A 22328-nucleotide genomic window follows, 5' to 3' on the forward strand; every position below is an offset into this window, starting at 1 on the left:
TACCAGCTGGATCCGGGCTCGGCGCCCAATGGGGTCAGGTGTTAAGCAAGTCTTCACCCACCGGATTCTCGGCACCAGGCCAGGAGCTGGTCCAGCGGCCAGGTGTCGATCACCCGGTCGGCCGAGACGCCGTGGGCCAGAGCCCGTTCGCACCCGTAGCCCTGCCAGGCCAGCTGGCCGGGTGCGTGCGCGTCGGTGTCGATGCTGAAGTGGCAGTCCATCTCCACCGCCAGCTCGATCAGCCGGCCCGGCGGGTCACGACGTTCGGGCCGGCTGTTGATCTCGACGGCGGTGCTGTAGCGGCGGCAGGCCTCGAAGACGAGTTCGGCGTCGAAACGGGATTCGGGCCTGGTGCCGCGGCCGCCCTCGACGAGGCGACCGGTGCAGTGGCCGAGGATGTCGACATGCGGGTTCGCGACCGCGTACACCATCCGCTTGGTCATGGTGTCGCTGTCGTCGCGCAGCCGCGAATGCACGCTGGCGACAACGACATCCAGGCGTTCGAGCAGATCAGCCCGCTGATCGAGAGTGCCGTCGTCGAGGATGTCGACCTCGATGCCGGTGAGGATCCGGAACGGCGCCAGCTGCTCGTTGAGTTCGGCGATCACGTCGAGTTGGCGCAGCAGCCGCTCGGCGGACAGTCCGTTGGCGACCTTCAGCCGCGGGGAGTGATCGGTGAGCGCGCAATAGTCGTGGCCGAGTGCGGCGGCCACGCCCATCATCTCGGCGATCGGGCTGCCGCCGTCGGACCAGTCCGAATGGGTGTGCAGATCGCCGCGCAGCGCGGCACGCAACTCGTCACCGGCGGGCGCGATCGGTTCGGCCGCGGCACGCAGGTCGACCAGGTAGTCGGGAGTCGCACCGGCACTTGCTTGTTCGATCACGGCGGCCGTCTTGGGCCCGATCCCGGGCAGTTCGCGCCAGCTGCGCGCGCGGGCGCGCTCGGCCCGTTCGGTCTCGCTCAGCCCGGCGACGACATCGGCGGCGCGCCGGTAGGCCCTGACCCGGTGGGTCTCGGCACGCGAACGCTCGAGCCAGAACCCGATCTCACGCAAGGCCGCCACCGGTCCGGGACTCGTCGCCGTCGCCACGGTGGCGCTACCTGATCCGGCCGTACTTCACGAACGCCACCCCGTCGGTGTAGACGCGGCTGGTGATCACCCGGAACCGTTCCGGTTCGGGCAGTTTCACACCGGGGCCGAACAGCGGGCGGCCGGTGCCGAGCAGGACCGGGTGCAGTTTGAGGAACACCTGGTCGATCTCGGGCAGCAGCGTCTGCGCCAGTTCACCGCCACCGCACAGCCAGATCCCCAGTCCGGGTTCACGTTTGAGTGTGCGCACCGCCGCGACCGGATCGGCGCTGATCAGCTCGACGCCCGGGGCCGGCGGTTCGGGCAGCGTCGTGGAGACCACGAACTGGCGCAGGTGTTCGTAGGGGCTGGCGGTGCCGGTGCGGACGCCGAAGTCGTGGGTCTTGCGGCCCATGATCACGGTGTCGAAGTAGCTGTTGCGCGCCGCGATGCCGCGCGCCTCGCGCACCTTGGTCGGCAGGGTCTCAGGATACTGCGAGATGATCGCGGGACCGTGATCGCCACCGACCGGGAAGAAGTCCAGCGTCCCGTCCTCGGCGGCGATGAAGCCGTCGATCGTCGATGCCACGAAATAGGTCAGCTTGCGCATAAGAAACGGTAGCGCGCCCCGATCAACGACGGCGAGGCTTCGGCTGACACTTCGGACAGGAAAACGACGACCGATTCATGAACTGTTCCCGAACCACCGGGGCCCCGCAGCGCTCACACGGCTCGTCCTGGCGCCCGTACACGGCCAATGATCGGGAGAAATAGCCCGATTCCCCGTTGACGTTGACATACAGCGCGTCAAAAGAGGTCCCGCCGACCGCCAGCGCCGCGCTCATCACGGCGCTGACCTCGACCAACAGGGTCCGTACCACCGGACGGCTGAGGCCCGAGGCGATCCGGGAACCGTGCAGACCGGCCCGCCACAGCGCCTCGTCGGCGTAGATGTTGCCGATGCCCGAGATCACGGTCTGATCGAGCAGCACCCGCTTGATCTCGGTGCTCTTGGCGCGGATCGCGGCGACGACGGCGTCGGTGTCGAAGCGCGGGTCCAGCGGATCGCGGGCGATGTGGGCGACCGAGTCGGGGACGACGGTGCCATCGACCTCGACGAGTCCGCCCAGCGCCCAGCCGCCGAAAGTGCGCTGGTCGACGAAGCGCAGTTCGGTGCCGCCGTCGAGGGCGGCCCGGATGTGGGCGTGCTTCTCGACCGGGGCGACTGCGGGCTGCACCAACATCTGCCCGCTCATACCCAGGTGCACGACCAGGGCGGCGTCGGGCTCGTCGAAGGTGAGCCAGAGATATTTGCCGCGCCGCTGGGCTGCGTCGATGCGCAGGCCGGCGAGCCGGGCGGCCAGATCCGCCCCGCCGGCGACATGCCTGCGCACGGCGCGGGGATGGGTGACGGTGACCGCCTCGATGGCCCGGCCGACCGCGTGCTCGGCCAGGCCGCGCCGGACCACCTCGACTTCGGGCAGTTCGGGCACGGCTCAGGCTTCGGGAGCGGACTCGGCCGCGGCTTCGGCGGTGAGGGCCTGGTAGGCCGTGCCGGCGGCCTTTTGCTCGGCTTCCTTCTTCGAGCGACCGACACCCGAACCATAGGACCGTCCGGCGATCACCGTGGTGGCGGTGAACTCCTTGTTGTGATCGGGACCGGTCGAGGTGATCTCGTAGCTGGGCACACCGAGACCGCGTTCGGCGGTGAGCTCCTGCAGGCTGGTCTTCCAGTCGAGACCGGCGCCCATGCGGGGGCCGCGCTCGAGCAGATCGGCAAACAGACGCAGCACCACGCCGCGCGCCACCTCGATGCCGTGCTCGAGATGCACGGCGCCGAGCAGCGACTCCATGCCGTCGGCGAGGATGCTCGGCTTGTCCCGGCCGCCGGTGAGCTCTTCGCCCTTGCCGAGCAGCAGGTACTGACCGAGGCCACCGTCACCGAGACCACGCGCCACCTCGGCGAGCGCGTGCATGTTCACCACGCTGGCGCGCAGCTTGGCGAGTTCACCCTCGGACTTCTCCGGGTGCTCGGTGTAAAGACGCTCGGTGATACTCAGGCCGAGTACCGAGTCGCCGAGGAACTCGAGGCGCTCGTTGGTCGGCAGGCCCCCGTTCTCGTACGCGTAGGACCGGTGCGTCAGCGCGAGGCGCAGAAGCTCCGGTCCTACGTCGACACCGAGGGCGGCGAGCAGGCTGGCGTGATCGGCCGTGCCCGCACTGTCTTTGCTTGCTGTCACGTCGCTACTGATGATCGAGACGATCAGACGGCAGCGGTGACCTGGCGGCCCTTGTAGGTGCCGCAGGACGGGCACGCGATGTGCGGGAGGGTCTTCTCACCGCAGGCACGGTTCGGGCAGGTGACCAGGGTCGGCGCGACGGCCTTCCACTGGCTGCGCCGCGACCGGGTGTTGGAACGGGACATCCGGCGCTTGGGAACAGCCACGGCTACTTCTCCTCTTGGTTTTCGCTGACCACGACAGCAGAATCTGCCGCGGATGCGGGTTGGTCTGGGTGGGTGGAACCCTCAGCGGGGTCGCCGGTACCGGGCGCGTCGACGGCGAAACTCGCCAACTTCGCCCAGCGAGGGTCCAGTATCTCATGCCCATGATCGGGACCCGCAATCGCCATCAGCACACCGCACTCGGGGCACAGGCCCGCGCAGTCCGGCGAACAGAGCGGCTGCAGCGGAAGCTCCAGCCCGATGGCATCGAGGATCACCGGCTCGAGATCGATGAGGTCGTCTTCCATGCGGTAGACCTCGTCCTCCTCGGTCGTCTGCTCGGTGGCGCTGTCCGGATACGCGAACAGCTCCGTCAGACGAATCCCCACCTGGTCGTCGAACGATTCGAGGCAGCGCGAGCACTCCCCGACCGTCGGCCCGGACACCGCGCCGGTGACCAGCACGCCCTCCGAGACGGCCTGCAGTTGCAGGTCGAGTTCCACCGCGGCGTCGGCCGGGATGGCGATCAGGTCGAGACCCAGCCGCCCGTGGTCGGTGGCCGTGCGACGCACGTCCCGCATCGTGCCCGGCCGACGGCCGAGACTGCGGACATCCAGCACGAAACCCGCCTCGGACACAGGACCGTTGGTCTTGTGCGGACGCGCGGACGAACCGGATCGGGCGGACATCACTGACTCACTGACTTGTCGAGGGGATCGTGGGCAACCACTCAACAGTACGGCAGGACCCCGCCGGAACTCAAAACGCGACCTCGGCTCAGCGGCGGTACTCGGCAGCGTATTCGGGGTATTCGGGCGCGGGCCCGCCGCGCATCTGCTGGCGGCCGCGGGTGATGGTGCGCCGGGTGGTGCTGAGCGTCTCCTCCAGCGCGGCGAGTTTGCCGCCGAAATCGGCCATCCGCTCGTCGACGTAGTCGTCGCATTCGGCGCGCACCCGATCGGACTCGGCCTGCGCCTCGTCGATCAGCCGGGCCGATTCGGCGTGCGCGGCCCGCACGACCTCGGTCTGCGCGACCAGGCGGGCCTGTTCGGCCTTGCCGTCGGCGACGGCACGCTCGTAGGACGCCTTACCTGCTTCGATGGATCGATCGGCGTCGATCTGGGCGCGACCGGTGAGCTCGTCGTATTCGGCGTTGCCGTCGGCGATCACCCGGTCGGCCTCGGCCTGGGCGGCGGTGACGAGCCGGTCGGCGTGCGCGGTGGCCTCGGCGACCATCCGGTCGGCATGCTCCTTGGCGTCGGCGAGGATGCGGTCGGCCTCGGCGCGGGCGTTCTCGACGGTGGTGCGCGCCTGCTCGTTGGCCGTGGTGACGGTCGCCTCGGCGCCGGTGCGGGCGTCGCCGACGATCTTGTCCCGGTGGTCGAGCACGTCCTGGGCGTCGTCGAGTTCGCCGGGCAGCGCGTCACGGACGTCGTCGAGAAGTTCCAGGACATCGCCGCGCGGCACGATGCAGCTGCGGGTCGGCGGGATGCCGCGCGCCTCTTCGACGATGGCGACCAGTTCGTCGAGTGCTTCGAATACCCGATACATGCTCACTACCCTCCTGCGGAATCCCGGCGAAACCACTACCGCCGACGCCCAGTGTGCCCGTCCACGGCGCGTGTGCCGAATGTCGGCGCGGTGTGTCGCGACAGTGTCCTAGATCGCACCGAATTCAAATGGAGTCTCACCCTCCACTTCCGCTACCATCGGAAGGCACGACAATGCCGTCCGCCGGGAAGCACCGCACGTCTTTCGCTGTTGTTCTCCCCGAGACCTTTCATGGGGATCGGAGCCGACCATGACCGTTCTGGAAACACCGAGAACCTCGGTGTCGCATGTCGCGGGCATGCTCTCTCCGTGGACGGGTCCGTACCCGGTGCCGGCGCCGCGCCTGGCGGTTCCCACCATGCGTCCGCGGTGCAACGGGACGATGGTCTACCTGCGCGGTGACCGCGCGCTCCCGCAGCTCATCCGCTTCGCCCTGGTCGGTGGGTCGAGCAATGTCGCCTATGTGCTGCTGTTCTTCGCCATGTACGGCGTCGGCCCGCTGATCGCCAATGTCATCGGCTCGATCGTGAGCACGATCATCGCCAACGAGCTGCACCGCCAGCTCACCTTCCACGCGACCGACCGGGTCAGCTGGTTCACCGCGCAGTGGGAGGGCGGCGGGCTGGCCCTGCTCGGCCTCGGCATCACCACGGCGGGACTGGCCGCGCTCGACGTCTGGGCACCGACCCTGGGCGGCACCGCCCAGGCGGTGGCCGTGCTCGCCATCACCGCCGCCGTCGGCGGGATGCGGTTCCTGGCCCTGCGTGGCTGGGTGTTCTAGGCTCCCCCGTGTTCGCCTACTGGCTAGGCGGACCCGTTCTTGCGTTCGGCCAGGCGGTCGAGGAGGCGCTTGTGGACAGCGGCAGGGAGCATGTCACTGACGTCGCCGCCGTAGGCCGCCACTTCCTTCACCAGGGAGCTGGACAGGAAGCTCAGGGACGGGTTGGTGGCGATGAAGAAGGTGTCGACACCGGCGAGCTTGTGGTTCATCTGGGCCATCTGCAGCTCGTAGCCGAAGTCACCGGCGTCGCGCAGACCCTTGACGATCGCGCCGACGCCCTCCTGCCTGGCGAAGTCGACCAGCAGCCCCTGCCAGGACGCGACCCGCACGTTGGACAGGTGCGCGACCGATTCGCGCAGCAGTTCCATTCGTTCCTCGACGGTGAACATGCCCTGTTTCTTGGGGTTGACCATCACCGTGACGATCACCTCGTCGAACTGCGCGGCCGCGCGGATGAACACGTCGAGGTGACCGTTGGTGACCGGGTCGAAGGAGCCGGGACACAGAGCTGCAGCCATACCTCAGACGCTAGCACCGAATTCGGCGAGCTCGACCCTGGTCTCCCCGTACTTGCGCGGTTTCAGCGGCGCATAGCCTGCGGGCCAGGTGATCTCGGGTGAGCGCGACGATCGTTCCACCACCACGAGGGCGTCGGGAGCCAGCCAGCCGTTGGCCGCCAGCGCGGTGAGGTCGTCGATGACGTCGTCGGTGCTCACGTCGTAGGGCGGGTCGGAGAAGACCACGTCGAAAGCCGCGGGCGCCGCGTGCGCGAGGACGGTGCCGACGGTGCCGACCCGCAGTTCCGCGCCGGGCAGGCCCAGCGCGGCGATGTTGGCGCGCACCACGGCGGCCGCCTTGCGGTCGGACTCGATCAGCAGGGCGTGTTCGGCACCGCGCGAGAGCGCTTCCAGGCCCAGCGCGCCCGAGCCCGCGTACAGGTCGACGACCCGGGCGCCGTCGAGGTCGAGGCGGGCGTCGATGGCGCTGAAGAGGGCTTCGCGTACCCGATCCGAGGTGGGCCGGGTACCGGTGGGCGGCACCTCGAGGCGCCGCCCACCGGCCGTTCCCGCGACGATGCGTGTCATTCCGACTCGCGCGCAGCCAGTTCCACCAGCAGGTCGCCGCCCTCGACCTGGGCGACCTTCGCGGTGGCGATCCGGGCCACGACGCCGCTGCGCGGTGCGGTGATCGCGGCTTCCATCTTCATGGCCTCGATGGTGCCGACAGTGTCACCCGCGTGGATCTGCTCGCCTTCGGCGACGGCGACGGTGACGACGCCGGCGAAAGGTGCCGCGATATGGCCGGGATTGTTCTTGTCCGCCTTCTCCGCGACCGGCACCTCCGAGGCAATCGAACGGTCACGCACCGCGACCGGCCGCAACTGACCATTCATGATGCACATGACCGTGCGCATACCCTTCTCATCCGGCTCGGAAATCGCTTCCAGACCGATGAGCAGGGTGACACCCTTCTCCAACTGCACGCGGTGCTCCTCGCCGCGACGCAGACCGTAGAAGAACTGGTTCTCCGACAGCCCGGTCGTGTCGCCGTACTTCTCCCGATGAGTACGGAACTCCGCGGTCGGGCCGGGGAACAGCAGACGATTCAACGTGTCGCGACGCTCCTCCGAGGAACCATCCAGACCGGCCTGATCCGCCGGAGACAGCGGGGTCTCGGGCTTGGGCTCGTTCCGCCCGGCCAGCGCCTTGCTACGGAACGGTTCCGGCCAGCCACCGGCCGGTGTGCCGAGTTCGCCACGCAGGAAGCCGATCACGGAATCGGGAATGTCGTAGCGGCCGGGGTCGGCGGCGAAGTCCTCGATGTCGACACCGGACCCGACCAGGGCCAGCGCGAGGTCGCCGACAACCTTCGACGACGGGGTCACCTTGATCAGACGCCCCAGAAGCCGGTCGGCGGCAGCGTATTTCGCCTCGACCTCCTCGAACCGGTCGCCCAAGCCGAGCGCGATCGCCTGCTGGCGCAGATTCGACAGCTGACCACCCGGAATCTCATGGGTGTATACCCGGCCGGTCGGTGCGGGCAGGCCGGATTCGAACGGCGCGTAGACCTTTCGCAGCGCTTCCCAGTACGGCTCCAGATCGCACACGTTCTGCAGATTCAGACCGGTGTCGTGTTCGGTGTGCGCGGCCGCGGCCACGATCGCCGACAGAGCGGGTTGCGAAGTGGTGCCCGCCATGGCCGCCGACGCGCCGTCGACCGCGTCCGCACCGGCCTGCCAGGCGGCGAGGTACGTCGCCAGCTGTCCACCGGGAGTGTCGTGGGTGTGCACGTGAACCGGCAGATCGAAGTTGCTGCGCAGCGCGGTCACGAGTTTCGCGGCGGCGGGGGCACGCAGCAGGCCCGCCATGTCCTTGATGGCCAGGACATGGGCGCCCGCGTCGACGATCTGCTCGGCCAGCTTCAGGTAGTAGTCGAGGGTGTACAGCGACTCGTCCGGGTTCATCAGGTCACCGGTGTAGCTGAGCGCGACTTCCGCCACGGCGGTGCCGGTTTCTCGAACCGCTTCGATCGCGGGCCGCATCTGGTCGACATTGTTGAGCGCGTCGAAGATCCGGAAGATGTCGATACCGGTCGCGGTCGCCTCGGCAACGAAAGCACGCGTGACCTGCTCAGGGTAGGGCGTGTAGCCGACCGTGTTGCGCCCCCGCAACAGCATCTGCAAGCAGATGTTCGGCACCGCTTCGCGCAGGGCCGCGAGCCGCTCCCACGGGTCCTCGTGCAGGAAGCGCAGTGCCACATCGTAGGTCGCACCACCCCACGCCTCGATCGAGAGCAGTTCGGGCGTCAGGCGCGCCACATGACCGGCAACGCCGAGCAGACCGTTGGTCCGCACGCGGGTGGCCAGCAGTGACTGATGCGCATCACGAAAGGTCGTGTCGGTGACGCCGAGTGCCTTCTGTTCACGCAACGAGCGCGCGAAGCCCTCCGGACCCAACTCGAGCAGCCGCTGACGCGACCCGGCGGGCGGCGGCACCGTCAGGTCGAGCGCGGGCAGTTTGTCATAGGGGTACACCGTCGTCGGCCGGTCACCGTGCGGCTTGTTGACGGTGACATCGGCCAGGTAGCTCAGAATCTTGGTGCCACGGTCGGCCGAGCCACGCGAGGTGAGCAGTTGCGGGCGCTCGTCGATGAACGACGTGGTCACCCGGCCTGCCTGGAAATCGGGATCGTCGAGCACCGACAGCAGGAACGGGATGTTGGTCGTGACGCCGCGGATCCGGAACTCCGCCAGCGCCCGGCGGGCCCGGGCGGCCGCCGCGGGCAGGTCGCGACCGCGGCAGGTGAGCTTCACCAGCATCGAGTCGAAGTAGGCGCCGATCTCCGCGCCCAGGTTCGCGCCACCGTCGAGGCGGATACCCGCGCCGCCGGGGGTGCGGTAGGCGGTGATGCGGCCGGTGTCGGGGCGGAAACCGTTGGCGGGGTCCTCGGTGGTGATCCGGCACTGCAGCGCCGCGCCGCGGATGGCGACCGTGTCCTGGCTCAAGCCGAGGTCGGCCAGGGTCTCCCCGGCGGCGATGCGCAGCTGGGACTGGACGAGGTCGACGTCGGTGATCTCCTCGGTGACCGTGTGCTCGACCTGGATGCGCGGATTCATCTCGATGAAGACGTGGTTGCCGCGCTCGTCGAGCAGGAACTCCACCGTGCCCGCGTTGATGTAGCCGATCTGGCGGGCGAAGGCCACCGCGTCGGCGCAGATGCGCGTCCGCAGTGCGGGATCCAGGTTCGGCGCGGGCGCGAGTTCGATCACCTTCTGGTGGCGGCGCTGCAGGGAGCAGTCCCGCTCGAACAGGTGCATCACATTGCCGTGCTGGTCGGCCAGGATCTGCACCTCGATGTGGCGCGGATTCACCACCGCCTGTTCGAGGAAGACCGTGGGATCGCCGAAGGCCGACTCGGCTTCCCGCGAAGCGGCCTCGATCGACTCGCGCAGCTGCTCGGGGGCGGCGACCCGGCGCATACCGCGTCCACCGCCACCGGCGACCGCCTTGACGAAGATCGGGTACTCGAGCTCGGCGGAGGCCGCGAGCAGCTCCTCGATGTCGGCCGAGGGCTCGCTGGACTTCAACACCGGCAGCCCGGCAGCCCGTGCCGCCTCGATCGCGGTGGCCTTGTTGCCGGCCATCTCCAGCACCTCGGCGGTGGGCCCGATGAAGGTGATGCCCTCGCGCGCGCACGCCGCGGCCAGGTCGGGGTTCTCCGACAGGAAGCCGTAGCCGGGGTAGATCGCGTCGGCGCCCGCGCTCTTGGCCGCGTCGATGATCGCCTCGATCGAGAGATAGGCCCGGACCGGATGGCCCTGCTCGCCGATCTGATAGGACTCCGCCGCCTTCAGCCGGTGCACCGAATTGCGGTCTTCGTACGGAAACACCGCGACGGTTCCGATGCCTAGTTCGTAGGCTGCACGGAAGGCGCGGATGGCGATCTCGCCGCGATTGGCGACCAAGACTTTCGAGAACATTGGCCTACGGTACCCGGCCCCGAACCGCCGGTTCACCAGCAAGGTGGCTTCGTCGTATTCTTCACAGCGCACACCCGCCCACCTGCGAAGTTGCGTTCATCGGACCGTCACATCTCACCGTTTCGAGCCCTTGCCGGTGCGTGCTCGCGCGACCGGGGCAATCCGCAGGTCACGGCACTGCCCCAGACGCACCGGTCATCCTCGGCCCGGCGAGGCCCTATGCTGAGAGGTGCAGCTGGTTCGCCTGCGCGGTGGAAGAGTCGGAGCCCCGACCTCCCGCGCCGGTGTCGAAGCCCGCACCGGATTCCCGGTGCCGGGTGAGAGGGAACCCGGTGAGAATCCGGGACTGTCCCGCAGCGGTATGCAGGAACGACCGCCGTCATCACGCACTGGGCCGCAGGCTTGGGAAGCGACGGCCAGTAGGTCGGTCGAGCACAACGACCGGTGCCCGCGAGTCCGAAGACCTGCCGACTGTGCCGGATACGCCGTATCCGGCGGCCACCGCCTCGTGGATCGGGCGCGCGGACCACCAGCAGACCTGCCGCCACGTGTCGCACGCGTCGAGTGGACGGTCCGGCGGTTGGCGTCTGCCCGCATGGTGGCGGCCGTCCATACCGCACTGGAGAAACTTCCGTGACTGTTTCGCACACTCCTTTCACCGCCACGGTTCTCGGTCTGCCCCGGGTGGGCCCGAACCGAGAGCTCAAGCGCGCCATCGAGGCCTACTGGGCCGGTCGCGCCGACGCCGGGCACCTGCACACCGTCGGCCGTGCACTGCGACGCGCGCAGTTGCTCGAGCTGCGGGCCGCCGGCCTGGACTCGGTGCCGGTCGGCACCTTCTCCTACTACGACCAGGTGCTCGACACCGCCGTGCTGCTCGGCGCGTTGCCGCGGCGCGTCGCCGGAATCGCCGATCCGCTGGACCGCTACTTCGCGGCCGCACGCGGCACCGACACCGTGGCCCCGCTCGAGATGACCAAGTGGTTCGACACCAACTACCACTACCTGGTGCCCGAGATCGACGCCGAGACGGTCTTCTCGCTGCACCCGGACAAGCTGCTGGCCGAGCTGGCCGAGGCGATCGAGCTCGGTGTCGCGGCCCGCCCGGTGGTGGTCGGCCCGCTCACCTTCCTGAAGCTGGCCAAGGCTGCCGACGGCGCGGCGCTGGACCGTCTGCCCGAGCTGGTCGCCCTCTATCGCGACCTGCTCACCCGGCTCGCCGACGCGGGCGCGCAGTGGGTCCAGTTCGACGAGCCGGTGCTGGTCACCGACCTCACCGAGACCGAGATCGCGCTGGTCCGCGAGACCTACACCGAGCTGTCGAGCGGCGAGCGGCGTCCGGCGATCCTGGTCGCCACCTATTTCGGCCACCCCGACGGCGCGCTCGGCGCCCTCGCCGACACCGCCATCGAAGGTGTCGCGGTCGACTTCACCGCGGGTACGCAGGTCGGTGACCTCGCGGTGCTGCCCGCGCTGGCGACCAAGCTGGTCGTGGGCGGCGTCGTCGACGGCCGCAACATCTGGCGCACCGATCTGGACGCCGCGCTGGGCACGCTGGGCACCCTGCTGGGCAGCGCCGGTTCGGTCGCCGTGTCCAGCTCGTCCTCGCTGCTGCACGTGCCGTACTCGCTGGACCCCGAGACCGAGCTCGACGAGCGGCTGCGCTCGTGGCTGGCCTTCGGCGCCGAGAAGGTCGCCGAAGTGCGCCTGCTCGCCACCGCCCTCACCACGGGCACCGACGCGGTCGCCGCCGAGCTGGCCGCCGCGCGCGCTGCCGCCGAGTCGCGGCGCACCGATCCACGCCTGCACGACGAGCGGGTCCGCACCCGGCTGGCCGCCCTCGACGAGCGCGACCTCAACCGGCTGCCCGCCGACGAGCGGCGCGCGCTGCAGCGCGACCACCTCGACCTGCCGGTGCTGCCGACCACCACGATCGGCTCCTACCCGCAGACCTCGGCGATCCGCCTGGCGCGCGCCGCGCTACGCAAGGGCGAGATCGACGAGGCCGAGTACGTGCGCCGGATGCAGGCCGAGATCGCCGACGTGATCGCCCTGCAGGAGAAGCTGGGTCTGGACGTGCTGGTGCACGGCGAGCCCGAGCGCAACGACATGGTGCAGTACTTCGCCGAGCTGCTCGACGGCTTCGCCGCCACCGACAACGGCTGGGTGCAGTCCTACGGCACCCGGTGCGTGCGCCCGCCGATCCTGTTCGGGGATGTCTCGCGGCCCGAGCCGATGACGCTGTCGTGGATCGGCTACGCCCAGTCGCTGACCACCAAGCCCGTCAAGGGCATGCTCACCGGCCCGGTGACCATCCTGGCCTGGTCGTTCGTGCGTGACGACCAGCCCCTCGGTGACTCGGCCCGCCAGGTCGCCCTCGCCATCCGCGACGAGACCGTGGACCTGGAAGCCCAGGGCACCAGGGTCATCCAGGTCGACGAGCCCGCCCTGCGCGAGCTGCTGCCGCTGCGCGCGGCCGACCAGCCCGCCTACCTCCGGTGGTCGGTGGATTCGTTCCGCCTGGCCACCGCCGGGGTCGCGGACACCACCCAGGTGCACACCCACCTGTGCTATTCGGAGTTCGGCGAGGTCATCTCGGCCATCGCGGGCCTGGACGCCGATGTCACCTCGATCGAGGCGGCCCGTTCGCACATGGAGGTCCTCGACGACCTGAACGCGGCGGGTTTCGCGCTCGGCGTCGGTCCCGGCGTCTACGACATCCACTCCCCGCGGGTGCCCTCGGTGGAGGAGATCACCATCTCGCTGTCGGCGGCGCTGAAAGCGGTTCCGGCCGAGCGTCTCTGGGTGAACCCGGACTGCGGGCTGAAGACCCGCGGCCCGGTCGAGGTCGAGGCCTCGCTGCGTAATCTGGTGACCGCCGCGGCCGCGCTGCGCTGATCATCGCCGTGACTGCCCGGGACGGTGTCGCTCCTGTCCTGGGCAGTCACTGTTCGGCGCCAGGCTCTTCGCACGTTACGCACCAGTAGTTACAGATAGAATCCCTTGCAGGACTAGGGTTCTGCACAGACAATCGCGACTTTCAGCGAACATTGCGAACCAGCCGCGTTAGGATCTTCGACGTGCGAAAGATGTACGCGGGGGCCAGGCTGCGACGGCTGCGCGAGGAACGGCGAATGACGCAAGCCGCGCTCGCGAAGTCACTGGATCTCTCGCCAAGTTATCTCAATCAGCTCGAACGCGATCAGCGGCCGCTCACCATTCCGGTACTGCTGAAACTCAATTCGACCTTCGATCTCGATGTCCAGTTCTTCGCCGCCGACTCCGATGCCCGCCTGGTCTCGGACCTGCACGAGGTGCTGGTGGAAGCCGCGGGCGGCGGCGACACCGCGCCGATCACCGAGGTCGAGGAACTGGCGACCCGCCTGCCGGAGGTGGCGCGGATCGTGATCGCCATGCACCGGCGCCTGCGCGCGGCCACCGATCAGCTCGATCTGCTGTCCTCGCGGGTCGACACTCCCAGCGGCGCGCCGGGCACCCCCATGCCGTACGAGGACGTGCGCGACTTCTTCTACGACCACCGCAATCACATCGCCACCCTCGACCATGCCGCCGAGCAGCTGTTCGAGGAGTCCGGGCTGAGTATCGGCTCGCTGGATCGTCAACTCGCCCGGGTCGCCGAGGAACGCGCCGGGGTGACCGTGCTCGTGCGCGGCGACGGCGCCGACCCGACCATCCCCAAACGCCACTACGATCCCGACACCCGCACCCTGACGTTGGCCCGGCGGCTGCGTCCCGGCCAGCGCGCCTTCCAGATCGCCTCCACCCTCGGCCTGCTGCTCTACGGCCGCGAAATCGACAACGTGCTCGCCGAATCCCGCGCGCTCACCGGCGAATCCCGCACGCTGGCCCGGGTGGGACTGGCCAACTACTTCGCGGGCGCGTTGATCCTGCCCTACGGGCGGTTCCTGCGTTCGGCCGAGGAACTGCGCTACGACGTCGATCTGCTGGCCTTGCGGTTCGAGGTCGGTTTCGAGACGGTCTGCCATCGGCTCAGCACCCTGCAGCGTCAGGGCCAGCGCGGGGTGCCGTTCTTCCTCGTCCGCACCGACCGAGCGGGCAACATCTCGAAGCGCCAGTCCGCCACCGCGTTCCACTTCTCCCGGGTCGGTGGCAGCTGCCCGCTGTGGGTCACCCACGAGGCCTTCGCCCATCCCGGCCGCATCCTCACCCAGATCTCGGAGATGCCCGACGGTCGCCGCTACCTGTGGATCGCGCGCACCACGCCGAGCGGTCCGCAGGGGCACGGGGCCTCGTCGAAGAACTTCGTCATCGGGCTGGGCTGCGACATCGAATACGCCGACCGGCTGGTGTATTCCCAGGGCATTCAGCTCGACGACCCGCTGGTCGCGGTGCCGATCGGGGCGGGCTGCAAGGTCTGCGAGCGAGCGAGTTGCCCACAGCGCGCGTTCCCGCAGATCGGTCGGCCGCTGGCGGTCGCCGAACACACCAGCACCGACCTGCCGTACCCACGCCTGCCGCGCTGACCGCCGTCGCCGCGGCGGTGTCGTACACCGCACCCGATCCGGGCAGGCACGTTTCGCGGATCGGCGCGGTGGTCAGGATTTCGCCAGGTACTCGATGCGTTCGCCATCGACGGCGGCGTGCATCATGCCCGCCAGACCGGGGTGCTTCACGAGTCCGGGGTCCTCGGCGACGACCTGCCTGGCCAGTTCCTGTGCCGCGGTGATCACCTCGAGGTCGTCGAGCAGCGAGAGCAGCCGCAGCGAGCGGGCCGTGCCGGACTGGGCGGCGCCGAGCACATCGCCCTCGCGACGCTGGCGCAGATCCAGCACCGACAGCTCGAAACCGTCGGTGGTCGCGGCGACCGCTTCCAGCCGGGCCATCGCGGTGCCGCCGGGCGCGGCGTCGGTGACAAGCAGACACAGGCCGGGATGCTTGCCCCGTCCGATCCGGCCGCGCAGCTGGTGGAGCTGGCTCACGCCGAACCGGTCGGCGTCGACGATCACCATGACCGTCGCGTTGGGCACGTCTACGCCGACCTCGACCACGGTGGTACAGACCAGCACGTCGATGGCGCCGTCGTTGAACTGGCGCATCACCTGGTCCTTCTCGTCGGCGGGCAGCCGACCGTGCAGCAGTCCGACCCGGACTCCGGCGAGCGGCCCGGCGCCGAGCGTCTCGTACATCTCGACAGCGGCCTGGGTGGTCGGCCCCTCCTTCTCCTGCGCCGACTTCTTACCCTTCGCCGGGGGCGCGTCGGGGTCCTCGCCGATGCGCGAACACACCACATAGGCCTGTCTGCCCGCGCCGACCTCCTCGACGATGCGCTCCCAGGCGCGGTCCACCCAGCCCGGATGCAGTTTGCGGGGCACGACTTTCGACACAATCGGCGAGCGGCCCCTCGGCAGCTGGGTGAGGGTGGAGGTCTCCAGATCGCCGAGGGTGGTCATCGCGATGGTGCGCGGAATGGGAGTGGCGGTCATCACCAGCAGATGCGGGCTGATGCCATCTTTCGCCTTGGCGCGCAAGGCATCTCGCTGTTCGACGCCGAAGCGATGCTGTTCGTCGACCACCACGAGGCCGAGATCGAAGAACTCCACCGCGTCCTGGATGAGGGCGTGGGTGCCGATGACGATTCCGGCCTCGCCGGTCATCGCGTCCAGCAGCGCCGTCTTCTTCGCCGCCGCCGCCATCGAGCCGGTCAGCAGGACCACCTTCGTCGAATGCTCGGCGGCGCCGAGTTCGCCCGCGGTACCCAGATCGCCGAGCATCGCCCGTAGCGACCGATGGTGCTGGGCGGCGAGGACTTCGGTCGGCGCGAGCAGTGCGCACTGGCGACCGGCGTCGACCGCCTGCAGCATCGCGTGCAGGGCGACAATCGTCTTGCCCGAGCCCACCTCGCCCTGGAGGAGGCGGTGCATCGGGCGGGTGCGCGACAGGTCGGCGGAGATCTCATCGATCACCTGTCGCTGACCCTCGGTGAGCTCGAACGGCAGCCGCTCGTCGAAAGCGGCGGCGATGCCGTCGGCGCGCGGCGAGCACGCCGGGGCGGTACGGCCCTCGACCTCGTGACGGCGCTCGGCGAGCACGAGTTGCAACGCCAGCGCCTCGTCGAAACGCAGTCGACCCCTTGCCTTCTCGATGTCGAGCTTGTGCTCGGGCAGGTGGATCAGGCGCAGCGCGTCGGCGACATCGAGCAGGTTGCGCTCCTCGCGCAGCTCGCTCGGCAGCGGATCATCGATCGGGTCGAGCTGGTCGAGGACCTGACGGATGCAGGCCAGCAGGTCCCAGCTCTGCACCTTCGCTGTCGCCGGATACACCGGGACGAACTCGCGCTCGAAGAACGAGGCATCCACGCCCCCCGCACCTTTCGCGCTCTGCGCCAGGCCACGCAGCGCACCGCTGCCACGCACCGAGGTGAGTTCCTCGACGCCCGCTTCCGGCTTGTCGGGCAGGATCAGATAGTCCGGGTGCGAGAGGCTCCAGCGGTCGGGGCGCCACCAGTGCACAGTGCCCGACATCATCGCCCGCACACCCTCTTTCACCAGATAGCGCACCTTGTCGCCATTGAAGAAGGTGGCCTCGATCGGACGCGTGGCGCCGGTGTCGAGCTGGACCTTCAACAGGGAGCCCCTGCGGTTCTTCATCGGGCGCAATTCGGTCTTGGTGATCCGGCCGATGACGGTGATGTGCGCGCTCTCCTCGGGTTCCTCCTCGGTGAGGGGCTGACCCTGGGTGGCGTAACGCACCGGGTAGTGCCGCAGCAGGTCCTCGACGGTGGTCATGTCGAAGGCCTCGGCCAGGCGGTCGGCCGCCTTCACGCCGAGGACGTGGTCGAGCCGGTCGCTCACTGTCGTCATCGTCTACTCGACCCCAATCTGCACCAGATCCGCTTGCTGCCCACCGGAATACACCACGACTTCGACACCGGGGAAACCGGCCGTCACATGCTCGCCGAGCACCCGCGCCAGTTCCGGACCCGCGTCCGCGCCCATCAGCAGCGTCACCAGTTCGCCGCCGAGCCCGAGCATCCGGTCGAGCAGGATACGGCCCGCACCGACCACATCCGGGTCGATCACCACCACATCGTGCCCGACCAGCCCCAACCCGTCACCGGGCGAACAGGTTCCGACCATGGTCAGCGCCCGCACACGCGCCGCCCGCAACGCCCCCCACCGTGTCGTCGCCGCCGCCTCCGACATCGCGAACGCGTCATCGACCGCGATCCGCCCTCGATCGTGCACCGCCAACGCGGCCAGCCCCTGCACCACCGATGAACTCGGCAACAGCAACACATCCCGCGACCCGTCGCGCGCCGCCACACCGACCGCGACCAGTTCCTGCGCGGGCAGCGCCCCGTTGGGCAGCACCAGCACTTCCCGGTGCGGCATGGCTCGAATCGCCGCGAGCAGGGCGCTGGTATCGAGTTGCCGATCACCGCGCAGCACCACCGCACCCGCGTCCTCGAACAGGCGCGCGGCATCGGTCCCCGCGACCACGGCGAGGATGCCACGGTCGGCGAGCCCGGCACCGCCGCCCGACGAACCGTCCCCACCCGCCGGACCATCGCCGCCGGCCGGACCATCGCCGCCGGCCGGACCATCGCCGGCCGCCGTGCTGTCGCCTCCGGCCGGGCCATTGCCACCCGTCGAGCCGCCGTCGGCCACCGGGCCTGCGCCACCCACGAGGCGAGCCGCATCGCGCCCTCGGTCCTCGACCCGCGCCTCGGTTCCCGGCGGCAGCCCTCGGTGGACCATCCCCAGTACGCCCGCGTCTTCTGAGACGCGCGCCTGTCGAGCACCTCGGCTCGGCTCGCTGCCGCCGGTGGCATCGCTGGACCCACCGCCGACCGCAGCGGCACTCGATCCGCCACCGCCCGCAGAATCAGTCGTCACGCCATCGGGCGAACCGGTCACTGCGGTGTGTGCGTGCGGCCCGGCGGGTGCGGCGTGCTCGTGCCCACCGCCGTGCGGCGCGGTCACCGCGAAGCTCTCGACCCGGATCCGGGTCAGGTGCCCGACCCCGATGCCCGCCTCGATCGCCGCCCCGGCGTCACGACAGTGCACATGCGCCGACCACGTGCTGTCCCCGTCTCCCACCACGACCACCGAGTCACCGAGCACGGCGAGCCGATCCCGCAGCGCGTCCGCGCCCTCCTCGTCGGTGCCCGAGATCACATACATGACCTCGAAGTGCGGCTCGCCGGCCTGGTCGAACGAGTCGAACCAGCCGTCGCCACGGTTGCCGCGATCACCGTGGCCATCGGGGAACCCGGATGCCCGCTCACTCGAACCGGCCGGGCGATCGTGGGGGCCGTCGGCGCGCCCCTCTCCGGAACCCGTGAGCCGGCCGTCCTCGACGCCGGAATCCGCATCGCCCCGGTCACCGCCGAGGGCCCGCCCACCAAGGTCGATGCCCTGTCGGTCGGCGGCGGCACTCGCGGGGTCATCGTTCGCGACGTGCGGATCGGCGGCCCGCCGGGCGCGGTCGCGGGCAGGGGTGCGCGCGGCCGTCGTGGGATCGCCGGTGTCCGCGCGGTCGCGGGCGTACACACCGCGGTGCGGCGCGTCACCGCTGATCTGGGTGACGAGGCAGTCCAGCAGGACCAACAGCCCACGGGCACCGGCGTCGACCACTCCGGCCGCACGCAGTACGCCCAGCTGGGTGGGGGTTTCGTTCAGGGCGCGGGCGGCACCCTCGGCGGCTGCCCTGGCGACGGTGACCAGCGTGGTGTCGGCGGACGCGGCGGCGGCGAGCGCGGCGCGATCGAGCACGGTCAGGATCGTGCCCTCGACCGGGGCGCTCAGGCCGGTGCGAACCAGGACGGCGCCACGCCGCAGTGCCACGCGCAGGCGATCACCGGTCAGGGGCCCGCCGCGCACAGCCTCGGCGATCCCCCGCAGCACCTGCGACAGGATGATCCCGGAGTTCCCGCGCGCGCCCAGGGTGGCGCCGCGGGCCAGGGCCTGCGCCACGATGTGGGTGGCGTTGGAGGCGTCCGCCACCACCACGTCGTCGGCCGCGGCGACCGCGGCTCGCATGGTGGCGAGCAGATTCGTGCCGGTGTCGGCATCGGCGATGGGGAACACATTGAGCGCGTCGATCTCGGCGCGGCGACGGTCCAGGTCGGTACGGCAATCACGAGCCCAGGCCAGCAGCGCGGCACCGTCGAGCGCCTCACGCACCTGCGACACCGTCACCTCGCTCCCCGTCATCGATGCCCGCGCGCCGAGCACCGCACGCCAGGTTAGCGCCAGCGACCGACAGCGGTATGCTGACCGCGGACGGGCCCGTCATCCGGGCTGCACCCGGCGTGTCGACCGGGACACCCGGTTTGGAAGTTCACGGCCCGGCCAGCTACCCTTGCAGGGTTGCCTCGTGCGGCCCCTGGGTTCGCGCTGGCCGACGCGAGTCGGCAAGGCATTTGACGACATCAGTTTCCGGTTCAGCGGGCATACGTGCGCCGCTGTCCGCTTATGACATGAAGGAGCTCGCGACATGGCTGCCGTTTGCGACGTCTGCGCCAAGGGCCCCGGTTTCGGGAAGTCGGTCTCGCACTCGCACCGGCGCACCAACCGTCGCTGGAACCCGAACATCCAGACCGTGCGTGCGCAGGTTGCCCCCGGCAACACTCGCCGGATGAACGTGTGCACCTCCTGCCTGAAGGCGGGCAAGGTCGTGCGCGGCTGATTCTCAGCCCGTACATTCTGCCGACAACGCCCCGGCACCCCTTGTGGGTGACCCGGGGCGTTGTCGTCGGTGGGGCACGGCGATGACCTGGCGGATCGTCCCGCTGACCGCTTGCCGCGTGACCGAGCTGGCGGCCTGCCACATCACGAGCTGGCGCGAGGCCTACGGCACGCTGGTCCCTGAGCACGTGCTCGCCGGTTTCGATCTCGACCGCTCCGCGATCACCTGGGAGCGGCGCCGCGCCGACGGCGAGCACCGGATACCCGTCGCCGTGGTCGCCGACCAGCTCGTCGGTTTCGCCGCCGCCACCGACACCGAACTCGAAGCGCTCTACGTCCGGGCCGCCTGGCACGGCACCGGTGTCGCCGACGCCCTGATCGAGGCCGCGGCCCCCGGCTCGCCGTGCACGCTGTGGGTCTTCGGCGACTATCCGCGCGCGCACGCCTTCTATCGCAGGCACGGCTTCACCGATACCGGCGAGCGCAAGGTCGACCCGTTCACCCTCCTGCCCGAACAATTGTGGCGGCGTGCGCATCGCTAGGGTGACGCCATGAGTACCACCGAACCGGTCGCCGCCGTCGAACTGCTCGACGGCGTGCTGCAGCTGACCATCGCCACCGCCGCCGCGGGTACCTCGATGGATTTCACCTTGATCAACGCGGGCACCGAGGCACTGCGCTCGCTCGGCGACGAGGTCGGCGCCATCCTGCTGGTCGGCACGGGCGCCAACTTCTGCGCGGGCGGCAATGTCCGTGACTTCGCCAGTGCCGACGACCGCGGTGCCCGGCTCCACGAGTTGGCATCCCAGCTGCACGATTTCGTGCGTGCCCTGGACGCCGCCCCGGTGCCCGTCGTCGCCGCGGTGCACGGCTGGGCGGCGGGCGCGGGCATGAGCCTGGTGTGCGCGGCCGACATCGCGATCGGCGGCCCGTCGACCAAGCTGCGCCCCGCCTACCCGGGTATCGGCCTGAGCCCCGACGGCGGCATGTCCTGGACGCTGCCGCGTATCGTCGGCGCGAGCCGCGCCAGCGAGATCCTGCTCACCGACGCCGTCGTCGACGCCGAGGAAGCCGTCCGCCTCGGCCTGCTCAGCCGCACCGTCGCCGACGAGGACGTACGCGCCGAGGCCCTGCGTGTGGCCACCGGCTTCGTCACCGGCCCCCGCCCCACCTACGCGACCATGAAAAAGCTGCTGGCCCAATCGCCCACGGCGACCCTGGACCAGCAGCTCGACGCCGAACGCGACGGCATCTCCGCCGCCGCGCGCAGCAACACCGGCCGCGAAGGCGTCGACGCCTTCGTGGCCAAGCGCAAACCCGATTACCGCGGGCTCGACTGACTCAGCAATTCGCGCCAAGGGCGCTGAAGGTGTTCTGCAGGATGCAGGTCACCTTCGCGTTCACGCCCGAGGAGATGGTGGAGGTGCCGGTAGAGGTCCATTCCTCACCGATCTGGCTGGTCTTCACCGGCGCGGCCTGCTCGTTGTAGGGCTCGAGCTGCAGGCCGGCCGCGGCGGCCGAGCCCGCTCCCGCGGTGAGAGCCGCGGCGACGGCGGCGGTCGCGAGGGCGGCGCGAACGGTCGTGGTGTGCATGAAATTGTGCTCCTTCATCATTTTCCTCTGGTGCGGACGGCACCCCGGGTCAGGGCAGCCGCCAATCGACGGGCTCGGCACCGAGCTCGTCGAGCAGTTCGTTGACCCGGGAGAAGGGCCGCGAACCGAAGAAACCGCGCGAGGCGGACAGCGGGGAGGGATGCGCCGATTCGATGTAGGGGACCTCGGCGGCGGTCAGCGTGGGCTTCAACGAACCGGCGTCGCGCCCCCACAGCACCGCGACCAACGGCTCGGCGCGCTCGACCAGTGCCGCGATGGCCTGCTCGGTCACCGCTTCCCAGCCCTTGCCGCGATGTGAGGCCGGCGTCCCCGGGGTGACGGTGAGGACGCGGTTGAGCAGCAGCACGCCCTGATCCGACCACGGGCTCAGGTCACCGCAGCTGGGTGTGTCGAAGCCCAGGTCCTTGGTGTACTCGGCGAAGATGTTGGACAGACTGCGCGGCACCGGCGAAACATCCGGCGCGACCGAGAAACTCAGTCCCATCGCGTGTCCGGGGGTCGGATAGGGATCCTGGCCGACGATCAGCACGCGCACCGCGTCGAACGGACGGGTGAACGCGCGCAGCACGTTCTCCCCCGCGGGCAGATAGCCGCGGCCCGCCGCGTTCTCCGCGCGCAGGAATTCGCCCATCTCGCTGATGCGGTCGGTGACCGGCTCCAGTGCCCGGGCCCAGCCCGGATCGATGATCTCCGACAGTGGTTTGGCACCCATGACCGC

Annotated in this window: 19 protein-coding genes, 2 pseudogenes and 1 riboswitch; of the genes and pseudogenes, 6 read left to right on the forward strand and 15 right to left on the reverse strand. The window is 69.7% G+C overall.

Features of this window, described 5'->3' with window-relative positions; translation table 11 throughout:
• Positions 1–53: 53 nt before the first annotated feature.
• The 7 genes from BOX37_RS22045 to BOX37_RS22075 form a co-directional block, all read right to left on the reverse strand.
• The gene (locus tag BOX37_RS22045; protein WP_071929304.1) at positions 54–1091 is read right to left on the reverse strand and encodes a PHP domain-containing protein; all 1038 of its coding nucleotides are present in this window, start codon (positions 1089–1091) and stop codon (positions 54–56) included.
• A gap of 7 nt (positions 1092–1098) precedes the next feature.
• Positions 1099–1680 (reverse strand): dihydrofolate reductase family protein, encoded by a 582-nt coding sequence (locus BOX37_RS22050; RefSeq protein ID WP_071929305.1) that lies wholly within the window; start codon positions 1678–1680, stop codon positions 1099–1101.
• A 22-nt stretch (positions 1681–1702) separates the two neighbouring features.
• Complete coding sequence (gene mutM / locus BOX37_RS22055) at positions 1703–2563, reverse strand: bifunctional DNA-formamidopyrimidine glycosylase/DNA-(apurinic or apyrimidinic site) lyase (protein ID WP_071929306.1); 861 nt, start codon at positions 2561–2563, stop codon at positions 1703–1705.
• Positions 2564–2566: 3 nt separating this feature from the next.
• Complete coding sequence (gene rnc, locus BOX37_RS22060; RefSeq protein ID WP_071929307.1) at positions 2567–3310, reverse strand: ribonuclease III; 744 nt, start codon at positions 3308–3310, stop codon at positions 2567–2569.
• A gap of 23 nt (positions 3311–3333) precedes the next feature.
• On the reverse strand, positions 3334–3516 hold the full coding sequence (gene rpmF, locus BOX37_RS22065; protein WP_022565580.1) for a 50S ribosomal protein L32: 183 nt from the start codon (positions 3514–3516) through the stop codon (positions 3334–3336).
• A 2-nt stretch (positions 3517–3518) separates the two neighbouring features.
• A complete protein-coding gene (locus BOX37_RS22070) occupies positions 3519–4202 on the reverse strand; it encodes a YceD family protein (RefSeq protein ID WP_071929308.1) in 684 nt (227 codons plus the stop codon).
• 88 nt (positions 4203–4290) lie between these two features.
• Positions 4291–5064 (reverse strand): DivIVA domain-containing protein, encoded by a 774-nt coding sequence (locus BOX37_RS22075; protein ID WP_071929309.1) that lies wholly within the window; start codon positions 5062–5064, stop codon positions 4291–4293.
• A 250-nt stretch (positions 5065–5314) separates the two neighbouring features.
• On the opposite strand from BOX37_RS22075, the gene BOX37_RS22080 reads away from it, so the two are divergent.
• A complete protein-coding gene (locus BOX37_RS22080) occupies positions 5315–5845 on the forward strand; it encodes a GtrA family protein (RefSeq protein ID WP_071929310.1) in 531 nt (176 codons plus the stop codon).
• Positions 5846–5868: 23 nt separating this feature from the next.
• Here the strand turns inward: BOX37_RS22080 and coaD are convergent, their stop codons facing one another.
• From coaD to BOX37_RS22095, 3 genes are read right to left on the reverse strand one after another with little or no spacing between them, the layout of a single operon-like run.
• Positions 5869–6363, reverse strand: a complete 495-nt coding sequence (coaD, locus tag BOX37_RS22085; protein WP_071929311.1) for a pantetheine-phosphate adenylyltransferase — start codon at positions 6361–6363, stop codon at positions 5869–5871.
• A 3-nt stretch (positions 6364–6366) separates the two neighbouring features.
• Positions 6367–6930, reverse strand: coding sequence for a 16S rRNA (guanine(966)-N(2))-methyltransferase RsmD (gene rsmD, locus BOX37_RS22090; protein ID WP_071929312.1), 564 nt, complete (start codon positions 6928–6930; stop codon positions 6367–6369).
• On the reverse strand, positions 6927–10325 hold the full coding sequence (locus tag BOX37_RS22095) for a pyruvate carboxylase (protein ID WP_071931775.1): 3399 nt from the start codon (positions 10323–10325) through the stop codon (positions 6927–6929). The genes rsmD and BOX37_RS22095 overlap by 4 nt, the downstream gene beginning before the upstream one ends.
• A 277-nt stretch (positions 10326–10602) precedes the next feature.
• Positions 10603–10811: riboswitch (cobalamin riboswitch) on the forward strand.
• 147 nt (positions 10812–10958) lie between these two features.
• Here BOX37_RS22095 and metE point away from each other — a divergent pair.
• Together metE and BOX37_RS22105 are read left to right on the forward strand one after the other, a co-directional pair.
• A complete protein-coding gene (metE, locus tag BOX37_RS22100) occupies positions 10959–13223 on the forward strand; it encodes a 5-methyltetrahydropteroyltriglutamate--homocysteine S-methyltransferase (protein ID WP_071929313.1) in 2265 nt (754 codons plus the stop codon).
• A 182-nt stretch (positions 13224–13405) separates the two neighbouring features.
• Complete coding sequence (locus BOX37_RS22105; RefSeq protein ID WP_206045697.1) at positions 13406–14830, forward strand: short-chain fatty acyl-CoA regulator family protein; 1425 nt, start codon at positions 13406–13408, stop codon at positions 14828–14830.
• Between the two features lie 72 nt (positions 14831–14902).
• Here BOX37_RS22105 and recG read toward each other — a convergent pair whose 3' ends face one another.
• The 3 genes and pseudogenes from recG to BOX37_RS33395 all read right to left on the reverse strand — a co-directional run.
• On the reverse strand, positions 14903–17167 hold the full coding sequence (gene recG, locus BOX37_RS22110) for an ATP-dependent DNA helicase RecG (RefSeq protein ID WP_071929315.1): 2265 nt from the start codon (positions 17165–17167) through the stop codon (positions 14903–14905).
• Positions 17168–17170: 3 nt separating this feature from the next.
• A pseudogene (locus BOX37_RS22115) lies at positions 17171–17824 on the reverse strand (DAK2 domain-containing protein); the annotation flags it as partial.
• 477 nt (positions 17825–18301) lie between these two features.
• Positions 18302–19522 (reverse strand): annotated as a pseudogene (locus tag BOX37_RS33395) (DAK2 domain-containing protein); the annotation flags it as partial.
• 283 nt (positions 19523–19805) lie between these two features.
• On the opposite strand from BOX37_RS33395, the gene rpmB reads away from it, so the two are divergent.
• From rpmB to BOX37_RS22140, 3 genes are all read left to right on the forward strand, one after another.
• Positions 19806–19997, forward strand: a complete 192-nt coding sequence (rpmB, locus tag BOX37_RS22130; RefSeq protein ID WP_011210730.1) for a 50S ribosomal protein L28 — start codon at positions 19806–19808, stop codon at positions 19995–19997.
• 82 nt (positions 19998–20079) lie between these two features.
• On the forward strand, positions 20080–20538 hold the full coding sequence (locus BOX37_RS22135; protein WP_071929316.1) for a GNAT family N-acetyltransferase: 459 nt from the start codon (positions 20080–20082) through the stop codon (positions 20536–20538).
• Positions 20539–20547: 9 nt separating this feature from the next.
• Complete coding sequence (locus BOX37_RS22140; protein ID WP_071929317.1) at positions 20548–21336, forward strand: enoyl-CoA hydratase/isomerase family protein; 789 nt, start codon at positions 20548–20550, stop codon at positions 21334–21336.
• A 1-nt stretch (position 21337) separates the two neighbouring features.
• On the opposite strand, the gene BOX37_RS22145 is transcribed toward BOX37_RS22140, so the two are convergent.
• Positions 21338–21589: a hypothetical protein gene (locus BOX37_RS22145; protein WP_071931776.1), complete on the reverse strand. Its 252-nt coding sequence runs from the start codon at positions 21587–21589 to the stop codon at positions 21338–21340.
• Between the two features lie 49 nt (positions 21590–21638).
• On the reverse strand, positions 21639–22322 hold the full coding sequence (locus tag BOX37_RS22150) for a uracil-DNA glycosylase (protein WP_071929318.1): 684 nt from the start codon (positions 22320–22322) through the stop codon (positions 21639–21641).
• Between the last annotated feature and the right edge of the window lie 6 nt (positions 22323–22328).

Source organism: Nocardia mangyaensis (genome assembly GCF_001886715.1).
In the GTDB taxonomy this organism is placed as follows: domain Bacteria; phylum Actinomycetota; class Actinomycetes; order Mycobacteriales; family Mycobacteriaceae; genus Nocardia; species Nocardia mangyaensis.

What these genes read in the sequence shown, in the direction of transcription:
- BOX37_RS22050 (WP_071929305.1), bottom strand. Translation starts at nt 1,680, where the DNA reads ATGCGCAAGCTGACCTATTTCGTGGCATCGACGATCGACGGCTTCATC.
- rsmD (WP_071929312.1), bottom strand. Translation starts at nt 6,930, where the DNA reads ATGACACGCATCGTCGCGGGAACGGCCGGTGGGCGGCGCCTCGAGGTG.
- BOX37_RS22075 (WP_071929309.1), bottom strand. Translation starts at nt 5,064, where the DNA reads ATGTATCGGGTATTCGAAGCACTCGACGAACTGGTCGCCATCGTCGAA.
- coaD (WP_071929311.1), bottom strand. Translation starts at nt 6,363, where the DNA reads ATGGCTGCAGCTCTGTGTCCCGGCTCCTTCGACCCGGTCACCAACGGT.
- BOX37_RS22080 (WP_071929310.1), top strand. Translation starts at nt 5,315, where the DNA reads ATGACCGTTCTGGAAACACCGAGAACCTCGGTGTCGCATGTCGCGGGC.
- BOX37_RS22150 (WP_071929318.1), bottom strand. Translation starts at nt 22,322, where the DNA reads ATGGGTGCCAAACCACTGTCGGAGATCATCGATCCGGGCTGGGCCCGG.
- BOX37_RS22140 (WP_071929317.1), top strand. Translation starts at nt 20,548, where the DNA reads ATGAGTACCACCGAACCGGTCGCCGCCGTCGAACTGCTCGACGGCGTG.
- BOX37_RS22135 (WP_071929316.1), top strand. Translation starts at nt 20,080, where the DNA reads ATGACCTGGCGGATCGTCCCGCTGACCGCTTGCCGCGTGACCGAGCTG.
- BOX37_RS22145 (WP_071931776.1), bottom strand. Translation starts at nt 21,589, where the DNA reads ATGCACACCACGACCGTTCGCGCCGCCCTCGCGACCGCCGCCGTCGCC.
- recG (WP_071929315.1), bottom strand. Translation starts at nt 17,167, where the DNA reads ATGACGACAGTGAGCGACCGGCTCGACCACGTCCTCGGCGTGAAGGCG.
- BOX37_RS22095 (WP_071931775.1), bottom strand. Translation starts at nt 10,325, where the DNA reads ATGTTCTCGAAAGTCTTGGTCGCCAATCGCGGCGAGATCGCCATCCGC.
- rpmB (WP_011210730.1), top strand. Translation starts at nt 19,806, where the DNA reads ATGGCTGCCGTTTGCGACGTCTGCGCCAAGGGCCCCGGTTTCGGGAAG.
- BOX37_RS22070 (WP_071929308.1), bottom strand. Translation starts at nt 4,202, where the DNA reads ATGTCCGCCCGATCCGGTTCGTCCGCGCGTCCGCACAAGACCAACGGT.